The following is a 22,355-nucleotide window of genomic DNA, read 5'->3' on the forward strand; positions in this document are numbered from 1 at the left end:
CCGTCCCCACCCTGCGCCGACGCGTGCACCGGTGCGGGCGCGCGTCGGGGCGCTCCCCGGGAAACCGCCCGTCCGAACGTTCAAGTGCGCGCGCGCGGGTCCCGATAGGACGGAGGTGAGTGAGCCCCTGTCGGTCATCCCGTTCCTGCACGCCCTTGCGAGCACGGGCGGCTCCGACCTGCACGTGAAGGTCGGCTCCGCACCACGCATCCGCGTCGACGGCCGCCTGCGCAAGCTGCAGGTCCCCGACCTCAAGCCGCGCGACACCGAGCACATGGTCGCCGAGGTCGTCCCCGAGGAGCTCGTGGAGTCGTTCCGGCACACGCACGAGGCGGACTTCGCGTACTCGGTCCCGGGCGTCGGGCGGTTCCGCGTCAACGCGTACCAGGCGCGCGGCACGTTCGGCATGGTCTTCCGCCGGGTCGCCGTCGGCGCGCAGTCGCTCGGCGAGCTGGGGCTGCCGGAGGTCGTGGGCGAGCTCGCGCTCGAGCCGCGCGGCCTCGTCCTCGTCACCGGCCCGACGGGCTCGGGCAAGACGACGACGCTCGCCTCGATGGTCGACCTCATCAACGTGTACCGCGAGGTCAACATCGTGACGATCGAGGACCCGATCGAGATCCTGCACCAGGACAAGAAGGCGATCATCTCCCAGCGCGAGGTCGGCCAGGACACCGCCGACTTCACGGCCGCGCTGCGTGCGGCCATGCGCCAGGACCCCGACGTGATCCTCGTGGGCGAGATGCGTGACGTCGAGACGGTGCGCGCCGCGCTGTCGGCCGCGGAGACCGGGCACCTCGTCCTCTCGACGCTGCACACGATCGACGCGGGCGAGACGATCAACCGCATCGTCGACTTCTTCCCGCCGCACGAGCAGAAGCAGGTGCGCGTCGCGCTCGCGCAGGCGCTGCGCGGGATCGTCTCGCAGCGCCTCGTCCGGCGCGCCAACGGCACGGGGCGGTGCGCGGCGATCGAGGTCATGGTCAACACGGGCCGCACCGCCGACGCCATCGTCGACCCGCAGAACGCGCCGCCGCTGCTCGACCTCATCCGCGAGGGCGACTACTACAAGATGCAGACGTTCGACCAGCACCTCTTCGAGCTCATCCGCGACGACGTCGTGACGTACGAGGAGGCGTGCTCCGTCGCGTCGAACCCGCAGGACCTCACGGTCGAGCTGCGCGCGGCGGGCCTGGTCTCCTAGCGGTCCGCGGCCGTCCGCGGGCGCCGCGGTGGTCTACCGGTCGTCTCGCGGCGGACGGCAGGTCGGTGCCCCGGCGCCGGTACGCCGTGGTGGCGCGCCGGGCCGCGACCCCCGTGCCCAGAGCGACCCGGGCGCATCCGGGGGTGCCCGGGGGCGCGGTGCTGCCCGTCAGGCAGGGTCGTCCGGGAGGCCGAGCCACGTGTGCCAGCCGGTGTGCAGCACGAGCCAGGCCATGAGCCCGTAGCCGGCCTGCCCGGGAAGCAGCCCGTCGCCGGCCGCGAGGTCTCCGAGCCACTGCTCGTGCGCCGCGAGCGGCTCGTAGGTGTCGACGTACGGCACGCGCCGGCGCATCGCGACGTCGCCGTACGCCGCCGAGAGGTCGGCCAGCGCGTCGCCGTCGACGGCACGCCCGGGCGGGGGCCCGACCACGAACGCCGGGACGCGACGCTGCTCCGCGACGTCGAGGATGTTCGCGAGGTTGAGCCGGCTGCGCGCGAGCGAGAGCCCGGCACCCGCGTCCGCCCGGCCGAGCGCGATCACGAGGCGGTTGTCGGCGTCCGGGGTGAACCGGCGCGCGACCTCCTCCTCCCACCGGGCGCCGAGCGCCGTCGTGGTCTCGCCCGGCACCGCGAGCGTGAAGACACCGAGCGGCGCGGCGGTGCGCGTGCGCCCGGCGACGCGACCGACCCAGCCGAGGCCCTTGGGGTCGCCGACGCCCGCGGCGAGCTCGTCGCCGATCACCGCCAGGCGCACCGGCAGCTCGCCCACAGTCATCACTCCCACCCGTCTCGCGCGTCCGTGGGCTCGGGAGTGGTCCCCCGGTCCCCGGCACAGTCCGGCCCACAGTGTCTCAGGCCGTACGCGTGTGCGAGCGGTCATCCGCAGGCGCGCCGGATCACCCGTGCGGGTGGAGGCGCTGCGGGGCCGACGGGCGGCGCGGGGAGGTGCTCACACGCGCAGCGGCCGGTCGTGCTCGTGGGAGGGCGGCGGGGGCCGCAACCCGTACCCGTCGCTGCGGAGCGTGGCGACGAGGCGGGCGACCCACCAGAGGAGGAGAGCGGCGGCGAGGACGATCAGGAAGAGGCCCATGGCAGAAAGTCTGCGACGGTACCGATCCTGCCGACAGTGGCAGATCCGACGGTCCTCGTTGATCTTCTGCCAACGGCATGCCCATACTGTCCGCATGCTGCGCTCCGTCACCGCGATCGTCCTGCCCGGCGTCGCCCCGTTCGAGCTCGGCGTCGTGTGCGAGGTCTTCGGCATCGACCGGCGTGACACCGGGGGACCGTCGTTCGACTTCACGATTTGCACCGTCGAGCCCGGCCTGGTCCCGACGAAGCTCGGCATCGGCATCATGGTCGAGCGCGGGCTCGACGCGACCGAGGGCGTCGACCTCGTCGTCCTGCCCGCCTACGGCTCGTCCCTGCAGCTCCCCGAGAGCGTCGCGGTGGCGCTGCGCGCTGCGCACGCGCGGGGCGCCTGGGTGCTCAGCGTCTGCAGCGGCGCGTTCGGGCTCGCCGAAGCCGGCCTGCTCGACGGCCGCCGCTGCACGACGCACTGGATGTACACCGACCGGCTCGCGCGCGAGTACCCCCTCGCGCAGGTCGACCCGGCGGTCCTCTACGTCGAGGACGACGGGGTCATCACGAGCGCCGGCACCGCCGCGGGCATCGACGCGTGCCTGCACCTCGTGCGCCGCGAGCTCGGCACCGCCCCCGCCGCCGCGATCGCCCGCCGCATGGTCGTCCCGCCGCACCGGGACGGCGGGCAGGCCCAGTACGTCGACACCCCGCTCCCGTGCGACGCCGACACCCTCGCGCCGCTGCTCGCGTGGATGGTCGAGCACCTCGACGCCGAGCTCGCCGTCCCCGAGCTCGCCGCGCGCGCCCTGATGTCCGAGCGCACCTTCGCGCGCCGGTTCCGCGCCGAGACCGGCACGACGCCCGCCGCGTGGGTCACGCGCCAGAGGCTCGCCCGCGCGCAGGAGATGCTCGAGCGGACCGACGCGAGCGTCGAGGAGATCGCGCGCCGGTGCGGCTTCGGCAGCGCGTCGGTGCTCCGCCACCACTTCGCGCGTGCGCTCGACACGAGCCCGCAGGCGTACCGGCGCACGTTCGCCTGCCCCGCCGAGGTCGGGGGAACCACGGAGGTCGGCCCCGCCGCCGAGGCCGTCAGCGTCTGACGTCGCCGCGCCCGAAGCGCCGCCGGACGTCCGGCGGCGCGCTCACCGACGAGAGATCCGCGAGCGAGCGACCGCAGGCGATCGCGGCGTCGACGACCGACGCCGCGCCCCCGGACGGGAGCGCGGCGTCGTTGTCGTGCGCGCAGGTCGTGCGCGGGGCGGTCAGCGGGCGAACGCCGTCTCGACGAGCCGCGCCTGCTCGGCCTGGTGCTTCTTCGCCGAGCCGGCTGCGGGCGACGCCGAGGCGGCGCGCGAGGCGACCCGGAGCGTGCGGCCCAGGAGCTGGGGCGCGTGCATCGAGATGTGCGACCACGGGCCCTGGTTCTCGGGCTCATCCTGCACCCACACGAGCTCGGCGTCGCCGAACGGCGCGAGCGCCTCGCGGAGCGCGTCGCCCTCGAGCGGGTAGAGCTGCTCGAGCCGGACGATCGCCGTGCGCTCGTCGCCCGACGTCACGCGGTGCGCGAGCAGGTCCCAGTAGACCTTGCCCGAGCAGAGCAGCACGCGGTCGACCTGGTTCGCCTTGGCGGCGGCGAGGTCGTCGCCGATGACCGGGCGGAACGTGCCCGTCGTGAAGTCCTCGACCGACGACGACGCGGCCTTGAGGCGCAGCATGGACTTGGGCGTGAAGACCACGAGCGGGCGGCGCGGCCGGGAGTACGCCTGGCGGCGGAGCAGGTGGAAGTGCGACGCGGGCGTCGACGGCTGCGCGACCGTGATGTTGTCCTCGGCGCACATCTGCAGGAACCGCTCGATGCGGCCCGACGAGTGGTCGGGGCCCTGGCCCTCGTACCCGTGGGGGAGCAGCAGCACGACCGACGAGCGCTGGCCCCACTTCTGCTCGGCCGAGGTGATGAACTCGTCGATCACGGTCTGGGCGCCGTTGATGAAGTCGCCGAACTGCGCCTCCCACAGCACGAGCGCGTCGGGCCGCTCGACCGAGTAGCCGTACTCGAAGCCGAGCGCCGCGTACTCGCTCAGCGAGGAGTCGTAGCACCAGAACTTCGCCTGGTCCGCCGAGAGGTACAGCAGCGGCGTCCACTCGGCGCCGGTCTCGCGGTCGTGCATCACCGCGTGGCGCTGGACGAACGTGCCGCGACGCGAGTCCTGGCCCGCGAGGCGCACCGGGGTGCCCTCGATGAGCAGCGACCCGAACGCGAGCAGCTCGCCGTAGCCCCAGTCGACGTTGCCCTCGCGGGACATCTGCTCGCGCTTGGTCAGGAGCTGCGCGAGCTTCGGGTGGACGGTGAAGCCCTCCGGCGGGCGCACGTGCGCGCGCCCGATGCGCTCGAGCACCGCGGGCGCGACCGCGGTCTTCCAGCCGACCATCATCCCGGCGTCCTCGAGCTGGGACTCGGGCCGCTCGAGGCCCGCGACCGGCTCGCTCGACGGCGGCGGGGTGTACCCACCCTCACGCGTCTCGGTGAACACGCGCTCGAGCTGGGCCTGGTAGTCCTTGAGGACGTGCTCGGCCTCCTCGAGCGTGATGTCGCCGCGCGCGACGAGCGTCTCGGTGTAGAGCTTGCGCACCGACCGCTTCGCCTCGATGAGGTTGTACATGAGCGGCTGCGTCATCGAGGGGTCGTCGCCCTCGTTGTGGCCGCGGCGGCGGTAGCAGACCATGTCGATGATGACGTCGCGGTCGAACTGCTCGCGGTACTCGAACGCGAGCTCCGCGACGCGCACGCACGCCTCGGGGTCGTCGCCGTTGACGTGCAGGATCGGGACCTGCAGACCCTTGGCGATGTCCGTCGCGTACTGGGAGGAGCGCGACGACGAGGGGCCGGTCGTGAAGCCGACCTGGTTGTTGATGATGACGTGCACGGTCCCGCCGGTGCGGTAGCCGCGCAGCTGCGCGAGGTTCAGCGTCTCCCACACCACGCCCTGGCCTGCGAACGCCGCGTCGCCGTGGATGAGGATCGGCAGCACCGAGAACCCGTCGCCACCGAGGTCGATGCGGTCCTGCTTGGCGCGCACGATGCCCTCGAGCACCGGGTCCACCGCCTCGAGGTGCGAGGGGTTCGCCGCGAGGTAGACCTGGGTCGTCGCGCCCGACTCGGCGGTGAAGGTGCCCTCGGTGCCGAGGTGGTACTTCACGTCGCCCGAGCCCTGGACGGACTTGGGGTCTTGGTTGCCCTCGAACTCGCTGAAGATCTGCCCGTACGACTTGCCGGCGATGTTCGCCAGGACGTTGAGGCGCCCGCGGTGGGCCATGCCGATGCCGACCTCGTCGAGCCCGTTGTCCGCGGCCTTCGACAGGATCGCGTCGAGCAGCGGGATGACGGCCTCGCCGCCCTCGAGCGAGAAGCGCTTCTGGCCGACGAACTTGGTCTGCAGGAACGTCTCGAACGCCTCGGCGGCGTTGAGGCGGCGCAGGATCCGCAGCTGGTCCTCGCGCGGGGTGCGCGCGTACCCGGACTCGAGGCGCTCCTGGAGCCAGCGGCGCTGGCGGGGGTCCTGCAGGTGCATGTACTCGATGCCGATCGAGCGGCAGTACGAGTCACGCAGGAGCCCGAGGATGTCGCGGAGCTTGGCGCGGGGCTTGCCCGTGAACCCGGCGGTCGGGAAGACCCGGTCGAGGTCCCACAGCGTGAGGCCGTGGTTCTGGATGTCCAGGTCGGGGTGCTTGCGCTGGCGGTACGCGAGCGGGTCGGTGTCCGCCATGAGGTGGCCGCGCGAGCGGTAGGAGTGGATCAGCTCGGCGATGCGCGCCGGCTTGGTCGCCTCGGTGTCGGGGTCCGACGGCGAGTCGCGGACCCAGCGGACGGGCTCGTACGGCACGCGCAGCGACCGGAAGACGCGGTCGTAGAAGTCGTCCTGGCCCAGCAGCTTGTTCGCGAGGATCCGCAGGAAGTCGCCGGACTGCGCGCCCTGGATGATGCGGTGGTCGTACGTGGAGGTGAGCGTGAGCACCTTGGAGATGCCCATGCGGTTGAGCTGGTCCTCGGACGTCCCGGCGAACTCGGCGGGGAAGTCCATCGCGCCGACGCCCACGATCGTGCCCTGCCCGGCCATGAGGCGCGGCACCGAGTGCACGGTGCCGATCGTCCCCGGGTTCGTCAGCGAGATCGTCGTGCCGGCGAAGTCGTCGACCGTGAGCTTGTTGCCGCGCGCACGCCGCACGACGTCCTCGTACGCGCTCCAGAACTGCGCGAAGTCGAGCGTCTCGGCCTTCTTGATGCTCGGGACGAGCAGCTGACGCGTGCCGTCGGGCTTGGCGAGGTCGATCGCGAGGCCGAGGTTGACGTGCGCGGGGGTCGTCACCGCGGGCTTGCCGTCGAGCAGGCTGTAGCCGGCGTTCATCGCGGGCATGTCCTTGAGCGCCTCGACGAGCGCGAACCCGATGATGTGCGTGAACGAGATCTTGCCGCCGCGGCCGCGCGCGAGGTGGTTGTTGATGACGATGCGGTTGTCGACCATGAGCTTGGCCGGGACGGCGCGCACCGACGTCGCCGTCGGGACCTCGAGGCTGGCCTCCATGTTGGTCACGACGCGCGCGGCGGGGCCGCGGAGCTTCTGGACCTCGTCGGTCGGCTCGGCGGCGTCGGCCGGGGCGGGGCGGTGCGCCGTGGCGACCTCGGCGTACGGCGCGGTGGCGGGCTGCGCGGTCGCGACCGGCGGGATCGTCGCCACGGGCTCGGCAGGCTCGGGGATCGCCGTCTCGTCGGGGGCGGTGCTCGCAGGGGCTGAGGCCGCAGGCGCGGGCGCCGGGACGGCGGCCGGCTGGGCCGGGGCGGGTGCCGGCTGGGCCGTCGTCCGGGCGTCGGAGCCCGCCGGCGCGGGAGGAGCCTGCGTCACCGCGGGAGCCGCCGGGGCCGCCGGTGCGCCGGCGCCGTTGCCGTCACCGCCCTCGCCCGGCTTGTAGCCCTCGAAGAACTCCCACCACGCGGGGTCGACCGCGTTCTTGTCCTTGAGGTACTGCTCGTACAGCTCGTCGACGAGCCACTCGTTGGCGCCGAAATCGGCCTTGCTCGAGACTGGCTCTGCCTTCTGGGACACGCGAGGATCGCCCACTTCCGCCGCGGCCGCGCCGCGTCATCGCCGGATCTGTTTGACGACAACCCTACGTCAGCGCGCCCCCGGACGAGCACTCCACCACCGCTCAGAGAGCGCTTTCCCGCGCACTTTCGAGAAGTCGCTCGACGGTGGTCAACCCGGGGTCACGGCGCTGCCTCCGCGACCCCAAGACCCGGTGCGGGCCGGGTCCGCAAGGTCATGTGATGTCGCGCCGGAACGTCGTCGCGCGCCCGACGGCCGCGAGGACCAGCGCGTACGCGACGAGCACGAGCAGTCCCTGCCACCAGTCGAGCAGCGCGCCCATGCCGGACTCGGCGTAGAACGAGCCGCCCGAGACCGCCTCGCCGGCCGCCCCGGGGAGGTACGACGCCACGTCCTTGCCCCACGACGTGAGCCCGAGGACGACGCGGAGCACCGGCTCGAGGAACTGGGTGAACGCGATGAGCACGACGATCGCCGCGACCTGGTTCGTCAGCACGGTCCCGAGCGCGACGCCCACGACCGACCACATCGCGAGCGCGAGCGCCGAGAGCGCGAGCGTGCGCCACGTCTCGGGCTCGCCCAGGAACGTCGGCTCGCCGAGGGCCGCGAGCACGCCCGCCCCGGTGCCTGCCGTCACGAGCGTCGCGACGACCCCGAACACGACGCCGATGGCCAGGCCGGCGAGGAGCTTCGCGCCGAGCACCACGTTCCGGCGCGGCTCCGCGAGCAGCGTCGGGGTGATCGTCTGGTGCCGGAACTCGGTGGTCACGGACAGCGCGCCCACAACGACCGGGAACACGTAACCGAACGTGACCGCGATCGTGTAGACGGTGCGCACGACCGCCTCCGGGGTCAGGTCCGGCTGATCGCCGCCTCCCGCGGACGGGCCGCCGCCCATGCCGCCGCCCTGCGTGAAGGCCCACGCCATGAAGCCGGCGATGAACATCATGTAGCCGACCATCACGAGCAGCAGGACCCACCAGAGCCGCGTGGTGACGATCTTGCGGTACTCGGTGACGAGCGCGGCCCTCATCGGGCACCTCCGGACGGGGTCGTGGGGACGGCGGGCACGGAGGGCTCGGCGGGCACCGCGGGCACGGCGACCGCCGGGCCCTCGCCGCCGGTCAGCCCGAGGAAGATCGACTCGAGCCCGGTGTCGCGCGGCGCGAGGCCGTGCAGCTCGAGGCCGGCGCGGTACGCGGCCGCGCCGACGGTCGCGGCGTCGACGTCCCGGAGCTCGAGGGTCGCGGCGGTCGTGGCACCCGGGACGGTGGCCGCACCCGCGGCGGGACGTGCGCCGGGAGCGCCGTCGCCGGTCGCGGCCAGGGGAGCGAGCGCCCAGCCCTCGCGCTCCACGAGCGCGTGCAGCCCGGCGACGTCGGGGGACGTGATGCGGACGCCGGGCGCGGCGAGCCGCTCGAGGTCCGCGAGCGTCGAGGCGTGCACGAGCCGGCCCCGGGCGATGATCACGACGTCGTCGACCGTCTGCTCGACCTCGGAGAGCACGTGGCTCGACACCAGCACGGTGCGGCCCTCGGCGGCGAGCGCGCGCAGGAAGACGCGCAGCCAGCGGATCCCCTCGGGGTCGAGCCCGTTCGCCGGCTCGTCGAGCAGCAGCACGCGCGGGTCCGCGAGCAGGGTCGTGGCGAGCGCGAGCCGCTGGCGCATGCCGAGCGAGAAGCCGCCCACGCGCCGGCGCGCCGCGTCCGAGAGCCCGACGAGGTCGAGCACCTCACGGGCGCGCGCGTCCGGGACCCCCGCCTGGGGCGCGTAGACGCGCAGGTGGTCGAGCGCGGTGCGGCCAGGGTGGAAGCTCGCGGCCTCGAGCGCGGCGCCGACGACGCGCTGCGGACGCTCGATGTCGGCGTACCGGCGGCCGCTGATCGTCGCGGTCCCGGAGGTCGGCTCGACGAGGCCGAGCAGCATGCGCAGCGTCGTCGTCTTCCCCGCGCCGTTCGGGCCGAGGAACCCGGTGACGCGGCCCGGGCGGACGTCGAACGAGAGGTCGTCGACCGCGCGGACGGCGCCGAACGACTTGGACAGGTTGCGGACGCTGATGCCGTCCTCGACGGCGGTCGGAGTCATGGCGGCACCCTACTGAGGGAGCCGTCCGGGGCACGAGCAGCCCGGCGTGTCCCGACCTCAGCGTCGCGCGGGCAGCGTGACGCGCATCGTGCAGCCGGTCTCGCCCGCCGTGTCCGCGACGACGATCGAGCCCCCGTGCAGGTCCACCGCCCAGCGCACGATCGCCAGGCCGAGCCCCGTCCCGCCCGTCGAGCTCTGGCCCGTGATCGCCGGGGTGTTGCCGCGCACGAACCGCTCGAACACCTGCTGGCGCTGGTCGCGCGCGATGCCCGGTCCGTGGTCCACGACGTCGATGCGCACGTCCCCGCCGGCCCGGCGCGCCTCGAGCCGCACCTCCGCACCCGTGGGGGAGTGCCGCACGGCGTTGTGCAGGAGGTTCGCCACGACCTGGTGGAGGCGCTCGCGGTCGGCGGGCACGGTGAGGTCGGGCGGCTCGACGACGACCGGGAAGCGCAGGCCCCGCTCGGCGCCGACGAGCGCCGCCTGGTCGGCCGCCTCCTGGAGGAACTCGCGCAGCGGCAGGTCGGTGATGTCGAGGCCGACCGCGCCCGCCTCGACCCGCGAGAGGTCGAGCAGGTAGGCCACGAGCCGTCCGAGGCGCTCGGTCTGGGCGAGGGCCGCGCGCATCGTCGCCGGGTCCGCCTCGCTCACGCCGTCGACGATGTTCTCGAGCTGGGCCTGGAGCGCCGTGACGGGCGTCCGGAGCTCGTGCGAGACGTTCGCGACGAGCTCGCGGCGCAGCGTGTCCGCCGACTCCAGGTCCTCGGCCATCGTGTTGAACGCCGCCGCGAGCTGACCGACCTCGTCGTGGCTCGTGGCCTGCACGCGCTGGGAGTAGTCGCCGCTCGCCATGGCGCGCGCCGCCGCGGTCATCTCGCGCAGCGGCGACGTCATGCCGCGCGCGAGGACCTGCGTGACGACGAGCGAGAACGCGACCGCGAGCGGCAGCGTCCGGCTCGGCCCGAGCGAGTTGTGCAGCCCCAGCCACGTGACGAACGCCGCGAGGGTCACCGTCGCCGCGACCAGGATGCCGAGCTTGATCTTGATCGAGCGGAAGCTGTCGAGCGGGCGCACGTCGGGCAGCAGCGGCCGGCGCCCGTCCGAGCGCGAGTGCCGGGGGACCCCCGCGCTCACGGGGTCGGCGAGCCCGAGGGTGCCGTCGCCGGTTCGAACGCGTACCCGACGCCGTGCACCGTGCGGATCAGGTCCGCGCCGAGCTTGCGGCGCAGCGCCTTGACGTGGGAGTCGACGGTGCGCGTGCCGCTCGCGTCGACCCAGTCCCACACCTCGGCGAGCAGGCGCTCGCGCGTCAGGACGGTGCGGGGCGTCGCCGCGAGCGTCAGCAGCAGGTCGAACTCGGTGGGCGTGAGGTGGACCTCCTCGCCGGCGCGGTGCACGCGGCGCTGCGCGCGGTCCACGACGACGTCGCCGACGGTGAGCGGCGGGGTCGCGTCGGGCTGGGTCGCCTGCAGCGCGGCCGCCTGCGCCGCGCGCTCGGTCCGCCGCAGGAGCGCCTTGGTCCGGGCGACGAGCTCGCGCATCGAGAACGGCTTCGTCATGTAGTCGTCCGCGCCGACGCCCAGGCCGATCAGCATGTCGGTCTCGTCGTCGCGCGCCGTGAGCATCAGGACGGGCACGGGGCGCTCGGCCTGGACGCGCCGGCACACCTCGAGCCCGTCGATGCCGGGCAGCATCACGTCGAGGACCACGACGTCGGGCTGCAGCCGGGCCGCGGCCTCGACGCCCGCGTGGCCGTCGCCGACCGTCTCGACGCGCCAGCCCTCCGCGGACAGGCGCTGGCTGATCGCCTGCGCGATCGCCGGCTCGTCCTCGACGACGAGGACGGTCGTGGTCGCGCCGGTCGTCTGCGCCGGGCCGCCGGCGCCGGGGGTGCTCGAGATCGCCATGCGCCCAGGGTGGCACAGGCGCGTGGGCGCGGGACGCACCCCCGCGCCGTGCTGCTCGCGTGCCGCCGCGGTGCGGTGCGCGAGCGCGGGGGAGCGCACGGGCGGCGCGGCCGCGTGCCGGATGCCGCGCCGTCCGACCTTCCGTACGATGGTCCGACCATGAGCAGCTCAAGTAGCTGCCGGCGTCCTGCCCGGGCCTCCGAGCCCGGGTGCGACCATGCCGGCCCCTCCACTGCCCTCGTCCCCCGTGCCCTGACGGCCGTCGGCGTGCCCTGCGGTCCGTCGGCCGCGCACCACCCCGCCGGCGACCGCAGCGTCGCCCGCGGCGGGAGGTCCGCGTGCTGACCGAGTGGCTCCTCGTCGGCCTCGGGGTGCTCCTCACCGCGGGGACCGCCGTGTTCGTCGCGAGCGAGTTCGCCCTCGTGACCCTCGACCCGGGTCTCGTCGAGAAGGACACCCGACCCGACGACAAGCGCGGCCAGTCCGTCGTCAAGGCCCTGCGCCGGCTGTCGACCGAGCTCTCGGGCGCGCAGGTCGGGATCACCGTGACGACGATCCTGCTCGGCTACACGACGCAGCCCGCGGTCGGCCGGATGTTCGGCGGCGCGCTCGCCGACTCGTTCCTCGGCGCGGCCGTCGGGGGAGCGGTGTCCGTGCTCCTCGCGATCATCCTCGTCAACGGCTTCTCGATGCTGTTCGGCGAGCTCGTCCCCAAGAACTTCGCGCTGAGCCACCCGCTGGGCACCGCGCGCGCCGTCGCGCCCCTCCAGCGGGCGTTCACGACCGCGCTGCGCCCGGTCATCGCGTTCTTCAACGGCAGCGCCAACGCGATCCTGCGCCGCGTCGGCGTCGAGCCGCGCGAGGAGCTCTCGGGCGGGCGCTCGCCGCAGGAGCTCGCCTCGCTCGTGCGCCGCTCGGCGGCCGTCGGGACGCTCGACGAGTCGACCGCGACGCTGCTGACGAACTCGATCGACTTCGAGGAGCTCACCGCCGTCGACGTCATGACCGACCGGCAGCGCATGGTCGTGCTCCGCCGCGAGCACACCGCGGCCGACGTCATGACCCGCGCACGGGAGACGGGTCACTCGCGGTTCCCCGTCATCGGCGAGAGCCGTGACGACATCGTCGGCGTCGTGCACCTGCGCCGCGCGATCGGGGTGCCGTTCGAGAAGCGCCCCGAGGTCCCCGTGGCCGCGCTCATGGTCGAGACGCCGCGCGTCCCCGAGACCGTCCGGCTCGGTCCGCTGCTCGTCGAGCTGCGCGACCTCGGGCTGCAGATGGCCGTCGTGGTCGACGAGTACGGCGGCACCTCGGGCGTCGTCACGCTCGAGGACGTGATCGAGGAGCTCGTGGGGGACGTCGCCGACGAGCACGACCGGCGGCGCGCGACGAGCGCCCGGCGCATCGACGGCTCGTGGGCGCTGCCCGGGCTGCTGCGCCCCGACGAGCTCACCGAGGTCACCGGCCTGACCGTGCCCGACGACGGCCCCTACGAGACGCTCGGCGGGCTCGTCATGGCCGCGCTCGGCCGCGTGCCGCAGGTCGGCGACGAGGTGGTCGTCGACGGCGTCCGGCTCCGCGTCGAGCAGATGCAGGGCCGGCGCGTCGAGCGCCTCGTCGTGCAGGCCGCGCCCGACGAGGACGACGGCGAGACCGACGCCGCGCCGCGCACGTCCGCTGCCCGCGGGGGTGAGCACGCATGAGCTCCGAGGTCGCCCTCCTCCTCGGCGTGCTGCTGCTCGCCGGCAACGCGTTCTTCGTCGGCGCCGAGTTCGCCATCCTGTCCGCGCGCCGCAGCGCCATCGAGCCGCTCGCGGCCGCCGGCGACCGGCGCGCCAAGACCGTGCTGTGGGCCATGGAGCACGTCTCGCTCATGCTCGCGTGCGCCCAGCTCGGCGTGACCGTGTGCTCGACGAGCCTCGGCGTCGTCGCCGAGCCCGCGATCGCGCACCTCATCGAGGACCCGCTGCACGCGCTCGGCGCCAGCACCGACCTCGCGCACCCGATCGCCTTCGTCGTCGCGCTCCTGATCGTCGTCTACCTGCACGTCGTCCTCGGCGAGATGGTCCCCAAGAACCTCGCCGTGTCGAGCCCCGACAAGGCCGTCCTGTGGTTCGGGCCGCCGCTCGTGTGGCTCGGGCGCGTCGTGCGCCCGCTCATCCACGCGCTCAACTGGCTCGCCAACCACGTGCTCCGCGCGTTCGGCGTCGAGCCCAAGGACGAGGTCGCCTCCGCGTTCACCGCGGAGGAGGTGCAGTCGATCGTCGAGCGGTCGCAGGCCGAGGGGCTGCTCGACGACGCGCAGGGGCTGCTCTCCGGCGCGATCGAGTTCTCCGACAAGACCGCCGCCGAGGTCATGATCCCGGTCGACGAGCTCGTCATGGCGCCCGAGGGCGCGACGCCCGACGAGATCGAGCGCCTCGTGGCCCGCACCGGGTACAGCCGGTTCCCCGTCGGCAGCCAGAGCGGCGTCATCAGCGGGTACCTGCACCTCAAGGACGTCCTGTACGCCGACGCGACGAACCGCACCATGGCGGTCCCGGCGTGGCGGGTGCGGGCGCTCGCGGTCGTCGGGCCGGACGACGAGGTCGAGACGGCGCTCGGCGCCATGCAACGTTCGGGCTCGCACCTCGCGCGGGTCGACGTCGACGGCCGGGCCGTCGGCGTGGTGTTCCTCGAGGACATCCTCGAGGAGCTCGTCGGTGAGGTCCGTGACGCGATGCAGCGCCAGCAGCTGTGACCGGGTGGTGCACGCGTTGTTCGTGCGTTGTTCACCCGCGACGGGCGCGGGATCTGGCTCCTGGACGGCCGTCCAACGGGGTTGGAACGCCCCCGACCGTCCGTTATGGTTTCGTGACCGCACCCTGCGGCAGGACGTCGTGACGGCGTCCGGCCCCGTGGACGTGCGGGCGCTGTCCAGTCCCGACCAGTCGTGAGCGGAGGTTCCGTGGGGTCCGACCCGCTCGAGTCCGCTCCCGCAGCCCCCGTCTCGCGTCGTCAGCTCCGCGAGGCCGAGAAGGCCCGTCAGGCCGCTCTCGCCGCTGCGGCTGCAGCAGCCCCAGCGCCGTCCCTGGCCCCGGAGCCCACGCGGGTCCCGCGCGGCGCCGAGCCCGCGGGGCGGCTGCGCGAGGGCGGAGCACCCGTCGCGACGCTCGCGGTCCCGCGTGGCACGGGGATCGACGAGACGCGCGTCCTGTCGCGCTCGACGTCCCCCGAGACGACGCGCGTCCTGCACCGCGGCCCCGGCGCTCCGGCCTCCGACGTCCGTGGCGGCGGCTCCGGCCCCGCGGGTGCGACGCCGCCGCAGGCGCCGTCCCGGGTGGCGTCGCGCGCGCGGCTCCGGGACGCCGGTGTGGTCGACGAGACCCGCGTGGTCCCGCGGGACGGCGCCGCCGCGGAGCCGAGGCCCTTGCGCTGGACCGACGTCGGCGGCGCACCCGCCGCGCCCCGTGCCGGGCAGGCGGTCACGGAGACCCGGGTCGCCTCGCGTGCTGCGATCGCCGACGAGGCGCGCGCTCCGGTCCGGTCCGCCGGTGCCGGTGAGACACGCGCCGCCCGTCGCGCCGCGGTCGAGGCACCCGCGGGGGTGAGCCGTCGCGCCGCCGTCGAGGAGACCCGCGTCGTGCGCCGTGGGAGCGCACCCGAGGCGCCCGTCGCCCCGCAGCGCGAGGGTGCGCTGCACGAGACCCACGTCGTCCCGCGCACCCCGGCGGTCGAGGAGACGCGCGTCGTCCCGCGCACCCCGGACGCCGACACGACCCACGTCCTGCCGGCGACGCCCGACGCCGACACGACGCACCTGATCCCGGCGACGCCCGACGCGGACACCACCCACGTGATCCCGGCCGCGCCCGACGCTCCCGCCGGTCACGGCTCCGACTCCCGCGCCGTCCCGTCCCGCCGCGCCGCACGCGCGTCCTCCGGCCCGGCCCCGGCACGGGTCGCGCGCTCGGGCAGCGCCCCGGCGAAGGGCATCGCACACGGCCCGCGCGGCGGCGCCTGGGCCGCACGCACCGGCGTGGTGGCTGCCCTGCTCGGCGTCACCGTCGTCGTCCCCGTCGTCGAGAACGCGCTCCCGGGCGGCGGCGACTTCGGCGACCCCGCGGTCGTCGAGGCCGAGCTGCCCGACACCGTCGAGGCCCTCACCGCGTCGAGCGCGTCGGGGCTGCCGCCGGCGTCCCTCGTCTCCGCGGACGCGAGCCCGATGCGCTCCGACCTCACCGCGAGCCGCAGCGAGGAGCGCGAGCCGCTCCCGGGCTGCGACGGCGCGACCCGCGCGGCCGGCGCCAACGGCCTGCTCGCGACCGGCGACCTGTGCACGCTCTGGGAGGGCAAGACGCAGCTGCGCGCGGACGCCGCGGTGTCGCTCGCGGTCCTCAACCAGGCCTTCATCGCCCGCTTCGGCGTCGACATGTGCCTGTCGAGCGGCTACCGGACCCTCGCGCAGCAGCGGTCCGTCAAGGCGCAGAAGGGCGGCCTCGCGGCGGCCCCCGGCAAGAGCAACCACGGCTGGGGCCTCGCCGTCGACCTGTGCTCCTCGGAGACCACGGGCGCCAAGTGGACCTGGCTCAACGAGAACGCCCCGTCGTTCGGCTGGGACAACCCCGCGTGGGCCCGCCCGGGCGGCAGCGGCCCGTACGAGCGCTGGCACTGGGAGTACACGAAGGGCGTCCAGGAGGACGGCGAGTTCTACGGCTGACGTCCGCCGTCGTCCCGCGCGGTCACGCTGCTCGGGCTGAGTCGCGTCGCCGTACCCGCCCCGAGCGCACGGGCGGCCACCGGATCGAGTGTCGCTGCAGCCGCCGCCGGGTCGCGTGGCCCGCCGGGTCGCGGCAGCGAGCACGACGGGTCGGCACTCGGGTCTCCGGGACGTGCCTGAGGCTCGCGCGGCTAGAGGAGCATCCGTCGCCGCAGGTCGTGCCGTCGTCGGCTCGCGTGTCCGAGACCCGAGCGCGACGTCCGGGCCGTGCGGCACGAGGCACGGGAGCGGTGGTGCCGAGCCGCTGGTCAGCGCCCACCCACCGGTGACCCGCGCGTCAGCCCTTCGCGGGGTCTCACCGTGTGGCCCGTTCGCGGTGTTAAACGCTTTTGTCTGCCTCTGATTCGGTGTTAGCGCTCACACTCGCCGGTGCGCGCGGGGTGACCCGTCTCGCGCGACCACACCGGCGTAGGAACGCCGCGTGATCTCGAGGAGGAGATGTGGCAGGCAGGAAGCGAATCCCGCGAGCAGTCGGCGTCGTTGCTGCGGGGGCGGTCGTCCTCGGTCTCGCCGGCTGCGCCGGCGGCAACGGCATGGGTGACGACACGGGCAGCGACCCTGGTGGCGATGGGCTGACCACGGTCGGCTTCGTGGCCGTCGGTCCCGAGGGTGGGTGGCGCAACGCCAACGAGCAGGCGGTCAAGGACGCGTTCACCGCGGGAGCAGGCTTCGAGCTCCGGTACGCGCCCGCCGCGAGCCCCAGCGACCAGGCGTCGCAGCTGGACGCGTTCGCCGCGTTCGTCGATGACGAGGTGGACGTCATCCTCCTCACCGCCACCGAGGCGGCGGGCTGGGAGGCCTCGCTCGCCCGCGCGCAGGAGGCGGAGATCCCGGTCGTCCTCGTCGACCGCGGGGTGGACGCGAGCGAGGACCTCTACGCCGCACGCATCGCGCCCGACAACTTCAAGGTCGCGCTCGCCGTGGGCCTCTGGGCCGTCGAGACCTTCGTCGACGGCGGGAACTACTTCGTGCTCGAGGGCGTCCCTGGTCTGTCCGTCGTCCAGGAACGCAACGAGGGCTTCGAGGCCATCGTCGGCACCGCTCCGGGCCTGACCAGGCTCGGTGCGCAGACGGCCAACTGGAAGACCGACGAGGCCAGATCAGTCATCGAGGCGGTCCTCGCGGCCCACGACAACGACGTCCAGTTCATCTTCGCCCAGAACGACGAAATGGGCATCGGCGCGGCCCAGGCGGTGGCCGCCGCCGGCCTGGACCCCGGCACCGACGTGAAGATCGCGACGATCGACGGCACGACCGGCGCCCTCCAGGCCCTGGCGGCGGGCGACCTGAGCTTCGTCGCCCAGTACAACCCGTTCTTCGGCGACGTCGTGGTCGACGTCGTCGACCAGGTGCTCGCCGGCGAACCGGTCCAGTCGAACATCACCGTCGAGAGCGACACCTTCGCCTCGCCCGAGCAGGGCCAGGCTGCACTCGACACCGGACTCGGCTTCTGAGACCGACACGCTCCCTGTGGTCCGCCGGCGCGCTCCGGTGTGCGGGAACCGCGAGGCTCACGGCTGACGAGCCGCGTCGTTGCGCGCGACGACCCCAGGCGCAGGTGCCCGCTCCGTGCTCGCCACGAGCTCGACCTCGAAGCCCGAGCCGTCCAGGAGATAGGCGGCACGGTGCTCGGACCCGCCCGCGAACGGGTGGCGCTCAGGGAACATCAGCGTCCACCCGTCGGCTACGGCCGCCTGCGTGAGCGCGTCGACCTCGTCGGGGGTCCCGGCGTGGAACGCGAGGTGATTGAGGCCCGCGCGGGTGCGCTCGTGCGTGCCGCTGACGTCGAGGCCGGCCTCCAGGACGAGGTAGGTGCCGCCCAGGTCGTACCGCACGCCGGTCGCCCACCGACGCGTCTCCGCGTCCCCCAGGCGCAGGACGAGACGTCCGATCGTCGCCTCCGAGGCTGCGAGATCCGTCACCCACAGCTCGACGTGGTGGAGCGCGCCTCGTGTCACGTGCGCATCCTTCCGCGCTCGGGTTCGGGGTGGGACGTCAGGACGGGCGACGCGCCGGGCGGACACGACACGGACCACGGGCCGGGCGTCGTCGCCCAGCCCGTGGTCCGTCAACCCTTCGTCGCTGCGCGCTCAGAGCAGGCGCATGCCCCAGCGGACGGTGTGGCTCGCGCCCGGCTCGAGGCGCACGAGGCGCTCGCCGGTGCGGAACGCGTCCGCGATGCAGCTCATGGGCTCGCACGCGACGCCACGGCGCATGATCCCGGGGATGTCGTTGCCCGTGCAGACCTGCCAGGTGTCCATCGAGTCGTCCATCCAGACCGCGGACGTGCGGCCGTCGGGCGACGCGAGCTTGATCCAGGCGAGGCCGTCGCCGTCGCGCACGACGTCCACGAACGCGTCGTCGAGCGCGAAGCCGGCGAGCGGGCGGGGCGTGCGCATGTCGTCGTCGGCGCCGAGCGGCGCGGTGCCCGTCGGCAAGAGGCGGTCGTCGACGAGCACACGCGTCGCGGCGTCGACCTGGATCGTGCAGTCGTCGACCGCGGCGTCGCCGGGGGAGAGCCACGGGTGGAACCCCACGCCGTACGGCGCGGCGTGCTGCCCGAGGTTCGTCGCGGTGACGAGAACCTCGAGGCCCTCGTCGGTCAGCGCGTACGTCGCGCGCACGCGCACCGGGAACGGGTAACCGAGCGTCGGGACGATCTCGTGCTCGAGCGTGACCGACGTGTCCGAGACGGGGCTGCTGGGCGTGAAGCGCGCGTGCGAGACGAGCCCGTGCAGCGCCGTCATGCGACCCGGCTCGTTCACGGGCACCTGGTGCTCCGTGCCGTCGAACGTGTACTGCCCGTCGGTCAGGCGGTTCGGCCACGGCGCCAGGACGGCACCCGAGTACGCGGGCGCGATCTGCTCCTTCTCGAACGGGAGCGCGACGTCGCGGCCACCCACCGCGTACTCGCGGATGCTGGCGCCCACCTCCGCGATCGTGGCGTGCTGGTCACCGCGCGCGAGGTGGTACTGACGGCCGGACGGGGCTGGGATGTTCACGTCACCACGCTAGCGGGCCGGGCGGGTGGGGGCTCCCCGCCGTCGCGGTGGCCGGGCTCCCGCGGGACCCGCGAGATCCGGGGTGTGGACAACCGGGGACGCGGTGTCCGGATCCTCCCTATTGTCGGGGCGGCGCAGTGCGGCGACGGCAGGGGGCGGCGGAGTGGACGGGGTCCAGATCCTCGAGACCGAGGTGCGCGCGCTCATCCGCCGTCGCGGGCTCGACCCGCTGCGGGACCGGCGCGGCGTGCAGGCGCTCGTCGCCGACGTCCTCGCCGACTACGACGAACGCAGCCTCCTCGGCTCGGTCCCCGTGCTGCCCGACCCGCCGGCGGCGCTCAAGGCGGTGCTGGACGCGGTGGCGGGGCTCGGCCCCCTGCAGCGCTACCTCGACGACCCCGAGGTCGAGGAGATCTGGATCAACGCGCCGGAGCAGGTCTTCGTGGCACGTCGCGGCGAGCCGGAGCTCACGACCACGATCCTGACCGAGGGGCAGGTCCGCGACCTCGTCGAGCAGATGCTCACGACCTCGGGGCGCCGCCTCGACCTGTCGAGCCCGTTCGTCGACGCGAGCCTGCCCGGGGGCGAGCGCCTGCACGTGGTGATCCCCGACGTCACGCGCAAGCACTGGGCCGTCAACATCCGCAAGTACGTCGCCCGCGCGCGTGACCTCGACGACATGGTCGCGCTCGGCTCGCTGACGCCCGCGGCGGCGAGCTTCCTCGACGCCGCGGTACGGGTCGGTCTCAACGTGCTCGTCGCCGGGTCGACGCAGGCCGGGAAGACGACGATGCTCGGCGCGCTCGCGGGCTCGATCCCCGCGCGCGAGCGGATCGTCACGTGCGAGGAGGTCTTCGAGCTGCGCCTCCTGCACCGCGACGTCGTGGGTCTGCAGTGCCGCCAGCCCAGCCTCGAGGGCACGGGGGAGATTCCGCTGCGCCGGCTCGTCAAGGAGGCGCTGCGCATGCGCCCCGACCGGATCGTGGTCGGTGAGGTGCGCGAGGCGGAGGCGCTCGACCTGCTCGTTGCCCTGAACGCTGGAGTTCCAGGCATGTGCACGTTGCACGCCAACTCCGCGCGCGAGGCGATCACGAAGCTCTGCACGCTGCCGCTCCTCGCGGGCGAGAACGTGTCGGACCGGTTCGTCGTCCCGACGGTCGCGGGCTCGATCGACGTCGTCGTCCACCTCGGCCTCGACGCGCGCGGGCGGCGCCGGGTGCTCGAGGTCGTCGGCGTCCCGGGGCGCGTCGAGAACGGGGTCGTGGAGCTCGCCGACCTGTTCCACCGGCAGGGCGAGACGCTCGTGCGCGGCGAGGGGTACCCGCCGCACGTCGAGCGGTTCGCGCGCGCCGGCATCGACCTCCCTGCGCTGCTGCGCGCCGGGCGCTGAGGCCGCGCCGTGGGGGTCGTCCTGGGTCTGGTCCTCGGCGCCGGGCTGTGCTGCGTGTGGTGGTCGCTGTGGTCCGCGCCCGTGCGCCGGTCGCGGCGGAGCGACGGCTGGCACGCGCGGACGCAGGACCTGCTGGTGCAGGCCGGTGCGGCGCAGGTGACGCCCGGTGCGCTCGCGGCGACGAGCGCGGTGCTGGGGGTCGTCGTGCTGGTCGTGGGCTCGGCCCTGACCCGGGCACCCGCGATCGCGGCGTGCTTCGCGGTCATGGCCTGCGCGGCGCCCTCGGCGCTCGTCCGCGGGCGAGCGCGGCGGCGGCGCACCCAGCTGCGCGACGTGTGGCCGGAGATCGTGGACCACCTGGGCTCGGGCATCCGCGCGGGGCTCTCGCTCCCGGAGGCGCTCGGCCAGCTCGGCGACCGCGGACCGGTGGAGCTGCGCGAGCCGTTCGCGGCGTTCGCCGAGGACTACCGCGCGACCGGCCGGTTCGGGGAGTGCCTCGACGCGCTGAAGGTCCGCCTCGCCGACCCGGTGGCCGACCGGATCGTCGAGGCGCTGCGGATCACGCGCGACGTCGGCGGGACGGACCTCGGGCGGCTCCTGCGGACCCTGTCCGGCTTCCTGCGCGAGGACGCCCGCACCCGTGGCGAGCTCGAGGCGCGGCAGAGCTGGACGGTGTACGCCGCCCGGCTCGCCGTCGCGGCCCCGTGGCTCATCCTGGCGCTGCTCGGGACGCGGCCCGAGGCTGCCCACGCGTACAACTCGGTGACCGGCGGGATCGTGCTGCTGGTCGGGGCCGCCTGCTCGGTCGTCGCGTACGCCGTCATGGTGCGCATCGGACGGCTGCCCGAGGACCCGCGGGTGCTGCGGTGAGCGGCGCTCTGCTCGGGGCCTGGATCGGCCTGCTCGGGGGTGCGGGGGCGGCGCTCGTCTGGTCACGGCTGGCAGCGCGCCGGGTGCGGCTCGACGACCGGCTCGCGCCCTACCTGCGCCCGCGCCGGTCGTCGTCGACCCTCCTGCGCGCTCCCGTCGTCCGCTCGCCGTTCCCGACGCTCGAGCGGCTCATCGCTCCCGTGATGGCCGACGGCGTCCGCGTGGTCGCGCGGTTCGGGTCCCCGACGGCGGACGTCCGGCGGCGGCTCGAGCGTGCCGGCCGGCGCGAGTCCGTCGAGGAGTTCCGCGCAGGCCAGGTCGTCTGGGGCGTGCTCGGGCTCGCGGGTGGGCTGTTCGTCGCGCTGCTGCTCGCCGCCACCCGGGGCGCGCCGCTCGTGCCGCTCCTCGTCCTCGTCGTGCTGGCCGGGTCCACGGGTGCGCTGGCCCGCGACTACCAGCTCTCCCGCGAGGTCGCGGCACGCGAGACGCGGCTGCTCGCCGAGCTGCCGACCGTGGCCGAGCTGCTCGCCCTGTCCGTCAGCGCGGGCGAGGGTGCGGTCGGCGCGCTCGAGCGCGTGGTGCGGACGACCCGCGGCGAGCTCTCGGGCGAGCTCGCGCGAACCCTCGCCGACGCCCGCTCGGGCACGCCTCTGACCGTCGCCCTGGAGCGGCTCGCGCACCGCACCGGGCTGCCCGCGCTCGCAAGGTTCGCGGACGGCGTCGCGGTCGCCGTCGAGCGCGGCACGCCCCTCGCCGAGGTGCTCCGGGCGCAGGCGCAGGACGTGCGTGAGCACGGGCGCCGCGTCCTCATGGAGTCCGGCGGGCGCAAGGAGGTCCTGATGATGGTCCCGGTCGTCTTCCTGATCCTGCCCGTGACCGTGCTCTTCGCGGTCTACCCGAGCATGACCGTCCTGAACGTCGGGCGATGAGCCGCGTCGACGTGCACGTGCCACCCCGGTC

Annotated in this window: 18 protein-coding genes; 9 read left to right on the top strand and 9 right to left on the bottom strand. The window is 74.3% G+C overall.

Annotation, left to right across the window (positions count from 1 at the left end):
- Positions 1-115: 115 nt before the first annotated feature.
- Complete coding sequence (locus NXY84_RS07335) at positions 116-1,201, top strand: type IV pilus twitching motility protein PilT (protein WP_258726451.1); 1,086 nt, start codon at positions 116-118, stop codon at positions 1,199-1,201.
- A gap of 168 nt (positions 1,202-1,369) precedes the next feature.
- Here NXY84_RS07335 and NXY84_RS07340 read toward each other — a convergent pair whose 3' ends face one another.
- Together NXY84_RS07340 and NXY84_RS07345 are read right to left on the bottom strand one after the other, a co-directional pair.
- The gene (locus NXY84_RS07340; RefSeq protein WP_258726452.1) at positions 1,370-1,975 is read right to left on the bottom strand and encodes a GDSL-type esterase/lipase family protein; all 606 of its coding nucleotides are present in this window, start codon (positions 1,973-1,975) and stop codon (positions 1,370-1,372) included.
- A gap of 174 nt (positions 1,976-2,149) precedes the next feature.
- Entirely contained in the window at positions 2,150-2,290 is a 141-nt protein-coding gene (locus NXY84_RS07345; RefSeq protein ID WP_258726453.1) for a hypothetical protein, read from the bottom strand.
- Positions 2,291-2,384: 94 nt separating this feature from the next.
- Here NXY84_RS07345 and NXY84_RS07350 point away from each other — a divergent pair, with 94 nt between their 5' ends.
- Positions 2,385-3,383: a GlxA family transcriptional regulator gene (locus NXY84_RS07350; RefSeq protein WP_258726454.1), complete on the top strand. Its 999-nt coding sequence runs from the start codon at positions 2,385-2,387 to the stop codon at positions 3,381-3,383.
- Positions 3,384-3,545: 162 nt separating this feature from the next.
- On the opposite strand, the gene NXY84_RS07355 is transcribed toward NXY84_RS07350, so the two are convergent.
- From NXY84_RS07355 to NXY84_RS07375, 5 genes are all read right to left on the bottom strand, one after another.
- Positions 3,546-7,382: a multifunctional oxoglutarate decarboxylase/oxoglutarate dehydrogenase thiamine pyrophosphate-binding subunit/dihydrolipoyllysine-residue succinyltransferase subunit gene (locus NXY84_RS07355; protein WP_258726455.1), complete on the bottom strand. Its 3,837-nt coding sequence runs from the start codon at positions 7,380-7,382 to the stop codon at positions 3,546-3,548.
- 214 nt (positions 7,383-7,596) lie between these two features.
- Positions 7,597-8,415: an ABC transporter permease subunit gene (locus NXY84_RS07360; RefSeq protein WP_258726456.1), complete on the bottom strand. Its 819-nt coding sequence runs from the start codon at positions 8,413-8,415 to the stop codon at positions 7,597-7,599.
- Complete coding sequence (locus NXY84_RS07365; protein ID WP_258726457.1) at positions 8,412-9,467, bottom strand: ABC transporter ATP-binding protein; 1,056 nt, start codon at positions 9,465-9,467, stop codon at positions 8,412-8,414. Before NXY84_RS07365 ends, NXY84_RS07360 begins: the two co-directional genes overlap by 4 nt.
- A gap of 57 nt (positions 9,468-9,524) precedes the next feature.
- Positions 9,525-10,601, bottom strand: a complete 1,077-nt coding sequence (locus NXY84_RS07370; RefSeq protein ID WP_258726458.1) for a sensor histidine kinase — start codon at positions 10,599-10,601, stop codon at positions 9,525-9,527.
- Positions 10,598-11,374, bottom strand: coding sequence for a response regulator transcription factor (locus tag NXY84_RS07375; RefSeq protein ID WP_258726459.1), 777 nt, complete (start codon positions 11,372-11,374; stop codon positions 10,598-10,600). The genes NXY84_RS07370 and NXY84_RS07375 overlap by 4 nt, the downstream gene beginning before the upstream one ends.
- A 338-nt stretch (positions 11,375-11,712) precedes the next feature.
- On the opposite strand from NXY84_RS07375, the gene NXY84_RS07380 reads away from it, so the two are divergent.
- The 4 genes from NXY84_RS07380 to NXY84_RS07395 all read left to right on the top strand — a co-directional run bounded on the left by NXY84_RS07380 (position 11,713) and on the right by NXY84_RS07395 (position 17,587).
- Positions 11,713-13,077 (top strand): hemolysin family protein, encoded by a 1,365-nt coding sequence (locus NXY84_RS07380; RefSeq protein WP_258726460.1) that lies wholly within the window; start codon positions 11,713-11,715, stop codon positions 13,075-13,077.
- On the top strand, positions 13,074-14,114 hold the full coding sequence (locus NXY84_RS07385) for a hemolysin family protein (RefSeq protein ID WP_258726461.1): 1,041 nt from the start codon (positions 13,074-13,076) through the stop codon (positions 14,112-14,114). Before NXY84_RS07380 ends, NXY84_RS07385 begins: the two co-directional genes overlap by 4 nt.
- A gap of 207 nt (positions 14,115-14,321) precedes the next feature.
- Positions 14,322-16,073 (top strand): M15 family metallopeptidase, encoded by a 1,752-nt coding sequence (locus NXY84_RS07390; RefSeq protein ID WP_258726462.1) that lies wholly within the window; start codon positions 14,322-14,324, stop codon positions 16,071-16,073.
- A 650-nt stretch (positions 16,074-16,723) separates the two neighbouring features.
- On the top strand, positions 16,724-17,587 hold the full coding sequence (locus tag NXY84_RS07395) for a substrate-binding domain-containing protein (protein ID WP_258726463.1): 864 nt from the start codon (positions 16,724-16,726) through the stop codon (positions 17,585-17,587).
- Positions 17,588-17,644: 57 nt separating this feature from the next.
- On the opposite strand, the gene NXY84_RS07400 is transcribed toward NXY84_RS07395, so the two are convergent.
- A complete protein-coding gene (locus NXY84_RS07400; protein ID WP_258726464.1) occupies positions 17,645-18,091 on the bottom strand; it encodes a VOC family protein in 447 nt (148 codons plus the stop codon).
- Positions 18,092-18,223: 132 nt separating this feature from the next.
- Positions 18,224-19,135, bottom strand: coding sequence for an aldose 1-epimerase family protein (locus tag NXY84_RS07405; RefSeq protein WP_258726465.1), 912 nt, complete (start codon positions 19,133-19,135; stop codon positions 18,224-18,226).
- 163 nt (positions 19,136-19,298) lie between these two features.
- On the opposite strand from NXY84_RS07405, the gene NXY84_RS07410 reads away from it, so the two are divergent.
- The 3 genes from NXY84_RS07410 to NXY84_RS07420 are packed head-to-tail and all read left to right on the top strand — an operon-like array spanning position 19,299 to position 22,324.
- A complete protein-coding gene (locus NXY84_RS07410; RefSeq protein WP_258726466.1) occupies positions 19,299-20,525 on the top strand; it encodes a CpaF family protein in 1,227 nt (408 codons plus the stop codon).
- Positions 20,526-20,534: 9 nt separating this feature from the next.
- Positions 20,535-21,395, top strand: coding sequence for a type II secretion system F family protein (locus tag NXY84_RS07415; RefSeq protein ID WP_258726467.1), 861 nt, complete (start codon positions 20,535-20,537; stop codon positions 21,393-21,395).
- Positions 21,392-22,324, top strand: coding sequence for a type II secretion system F family protein (locus NXY84_RS07420; RefSeq protein ID WP_258726468.1), 933 nt, complete (start codon positions 21,392-21,394; stop codon positions 22,322-22,324). Before NXY84_RS07415 ends, NXY84_RS07420 begins: the two co-directional genes overlap by 4 nt.
- Positions 22,325-22,355 lie beyond the last annotated feature (31 nt).

Origin of the sequence: Cellulomonas sp. NS3, assembly GCF_024757985.1 — a bacterium.
Classification (GTDB): domain Bacteria; phylum Actinomycetota; class Actinomycetes; order Actinomycetales; family Cellulomonadaceae; genus Cellulomonas_A.

Bases quoted from the DNA above. Each gene is read 5' to 3' on its own strand.
- NXY84_RS07350 (WP_258726454.1), top strand. From the start codon at position 2,385: ATGCTGCGCTCCGTCACCGCGATCGTCCTGCCCGGCGTCGCCCCGTTC.
- NXY84_RS07385 (WP_258726461.1), top strand. From the start codon at position 13,074: ATGAGCTCCGAGGTCGCCCTCCTCCTCGGCGTGCTGCTGCTCGCCGGC.
- NXY84_RS07365 (WP_258726457.1), bottom strand. From the start codon at position 9,467: ATGACTCCGACCGCCGTCGAGGACGGCATCAGCGTCCGCAACCTGTCC.
- NXY84_RS07375 (WP_258726459.1), bottom strand. From the start codon at position 11,374: ATGGCGATCTCGAGCACCCCCGGCGCCGGCGGCCCGGCGCAGACGACC.
- NXY84_RS07345 (WP_258726453.1), bottom strand. From the start codon at position 2,290: ATGGGCCTCTTCCTGATCGTCCTCGCCGCCGCTCTCCTCCTCTGGTGG.
- NXY84_RS07340 (WP_258726452.1), bottom strand. From the start codon at position 1,975: ATGACTGTGGGCGAGCTGCCGGTGCGCCTGGCGGTGATCGGCGACGAG.
- NXY84_RS07360 (WP_258726456.1), bottom strand. From the start codon at position 8,415: ATGAGGGCCGCGCTCGTCACCGAGTACCGCAAGATCGTCACCACGCGG.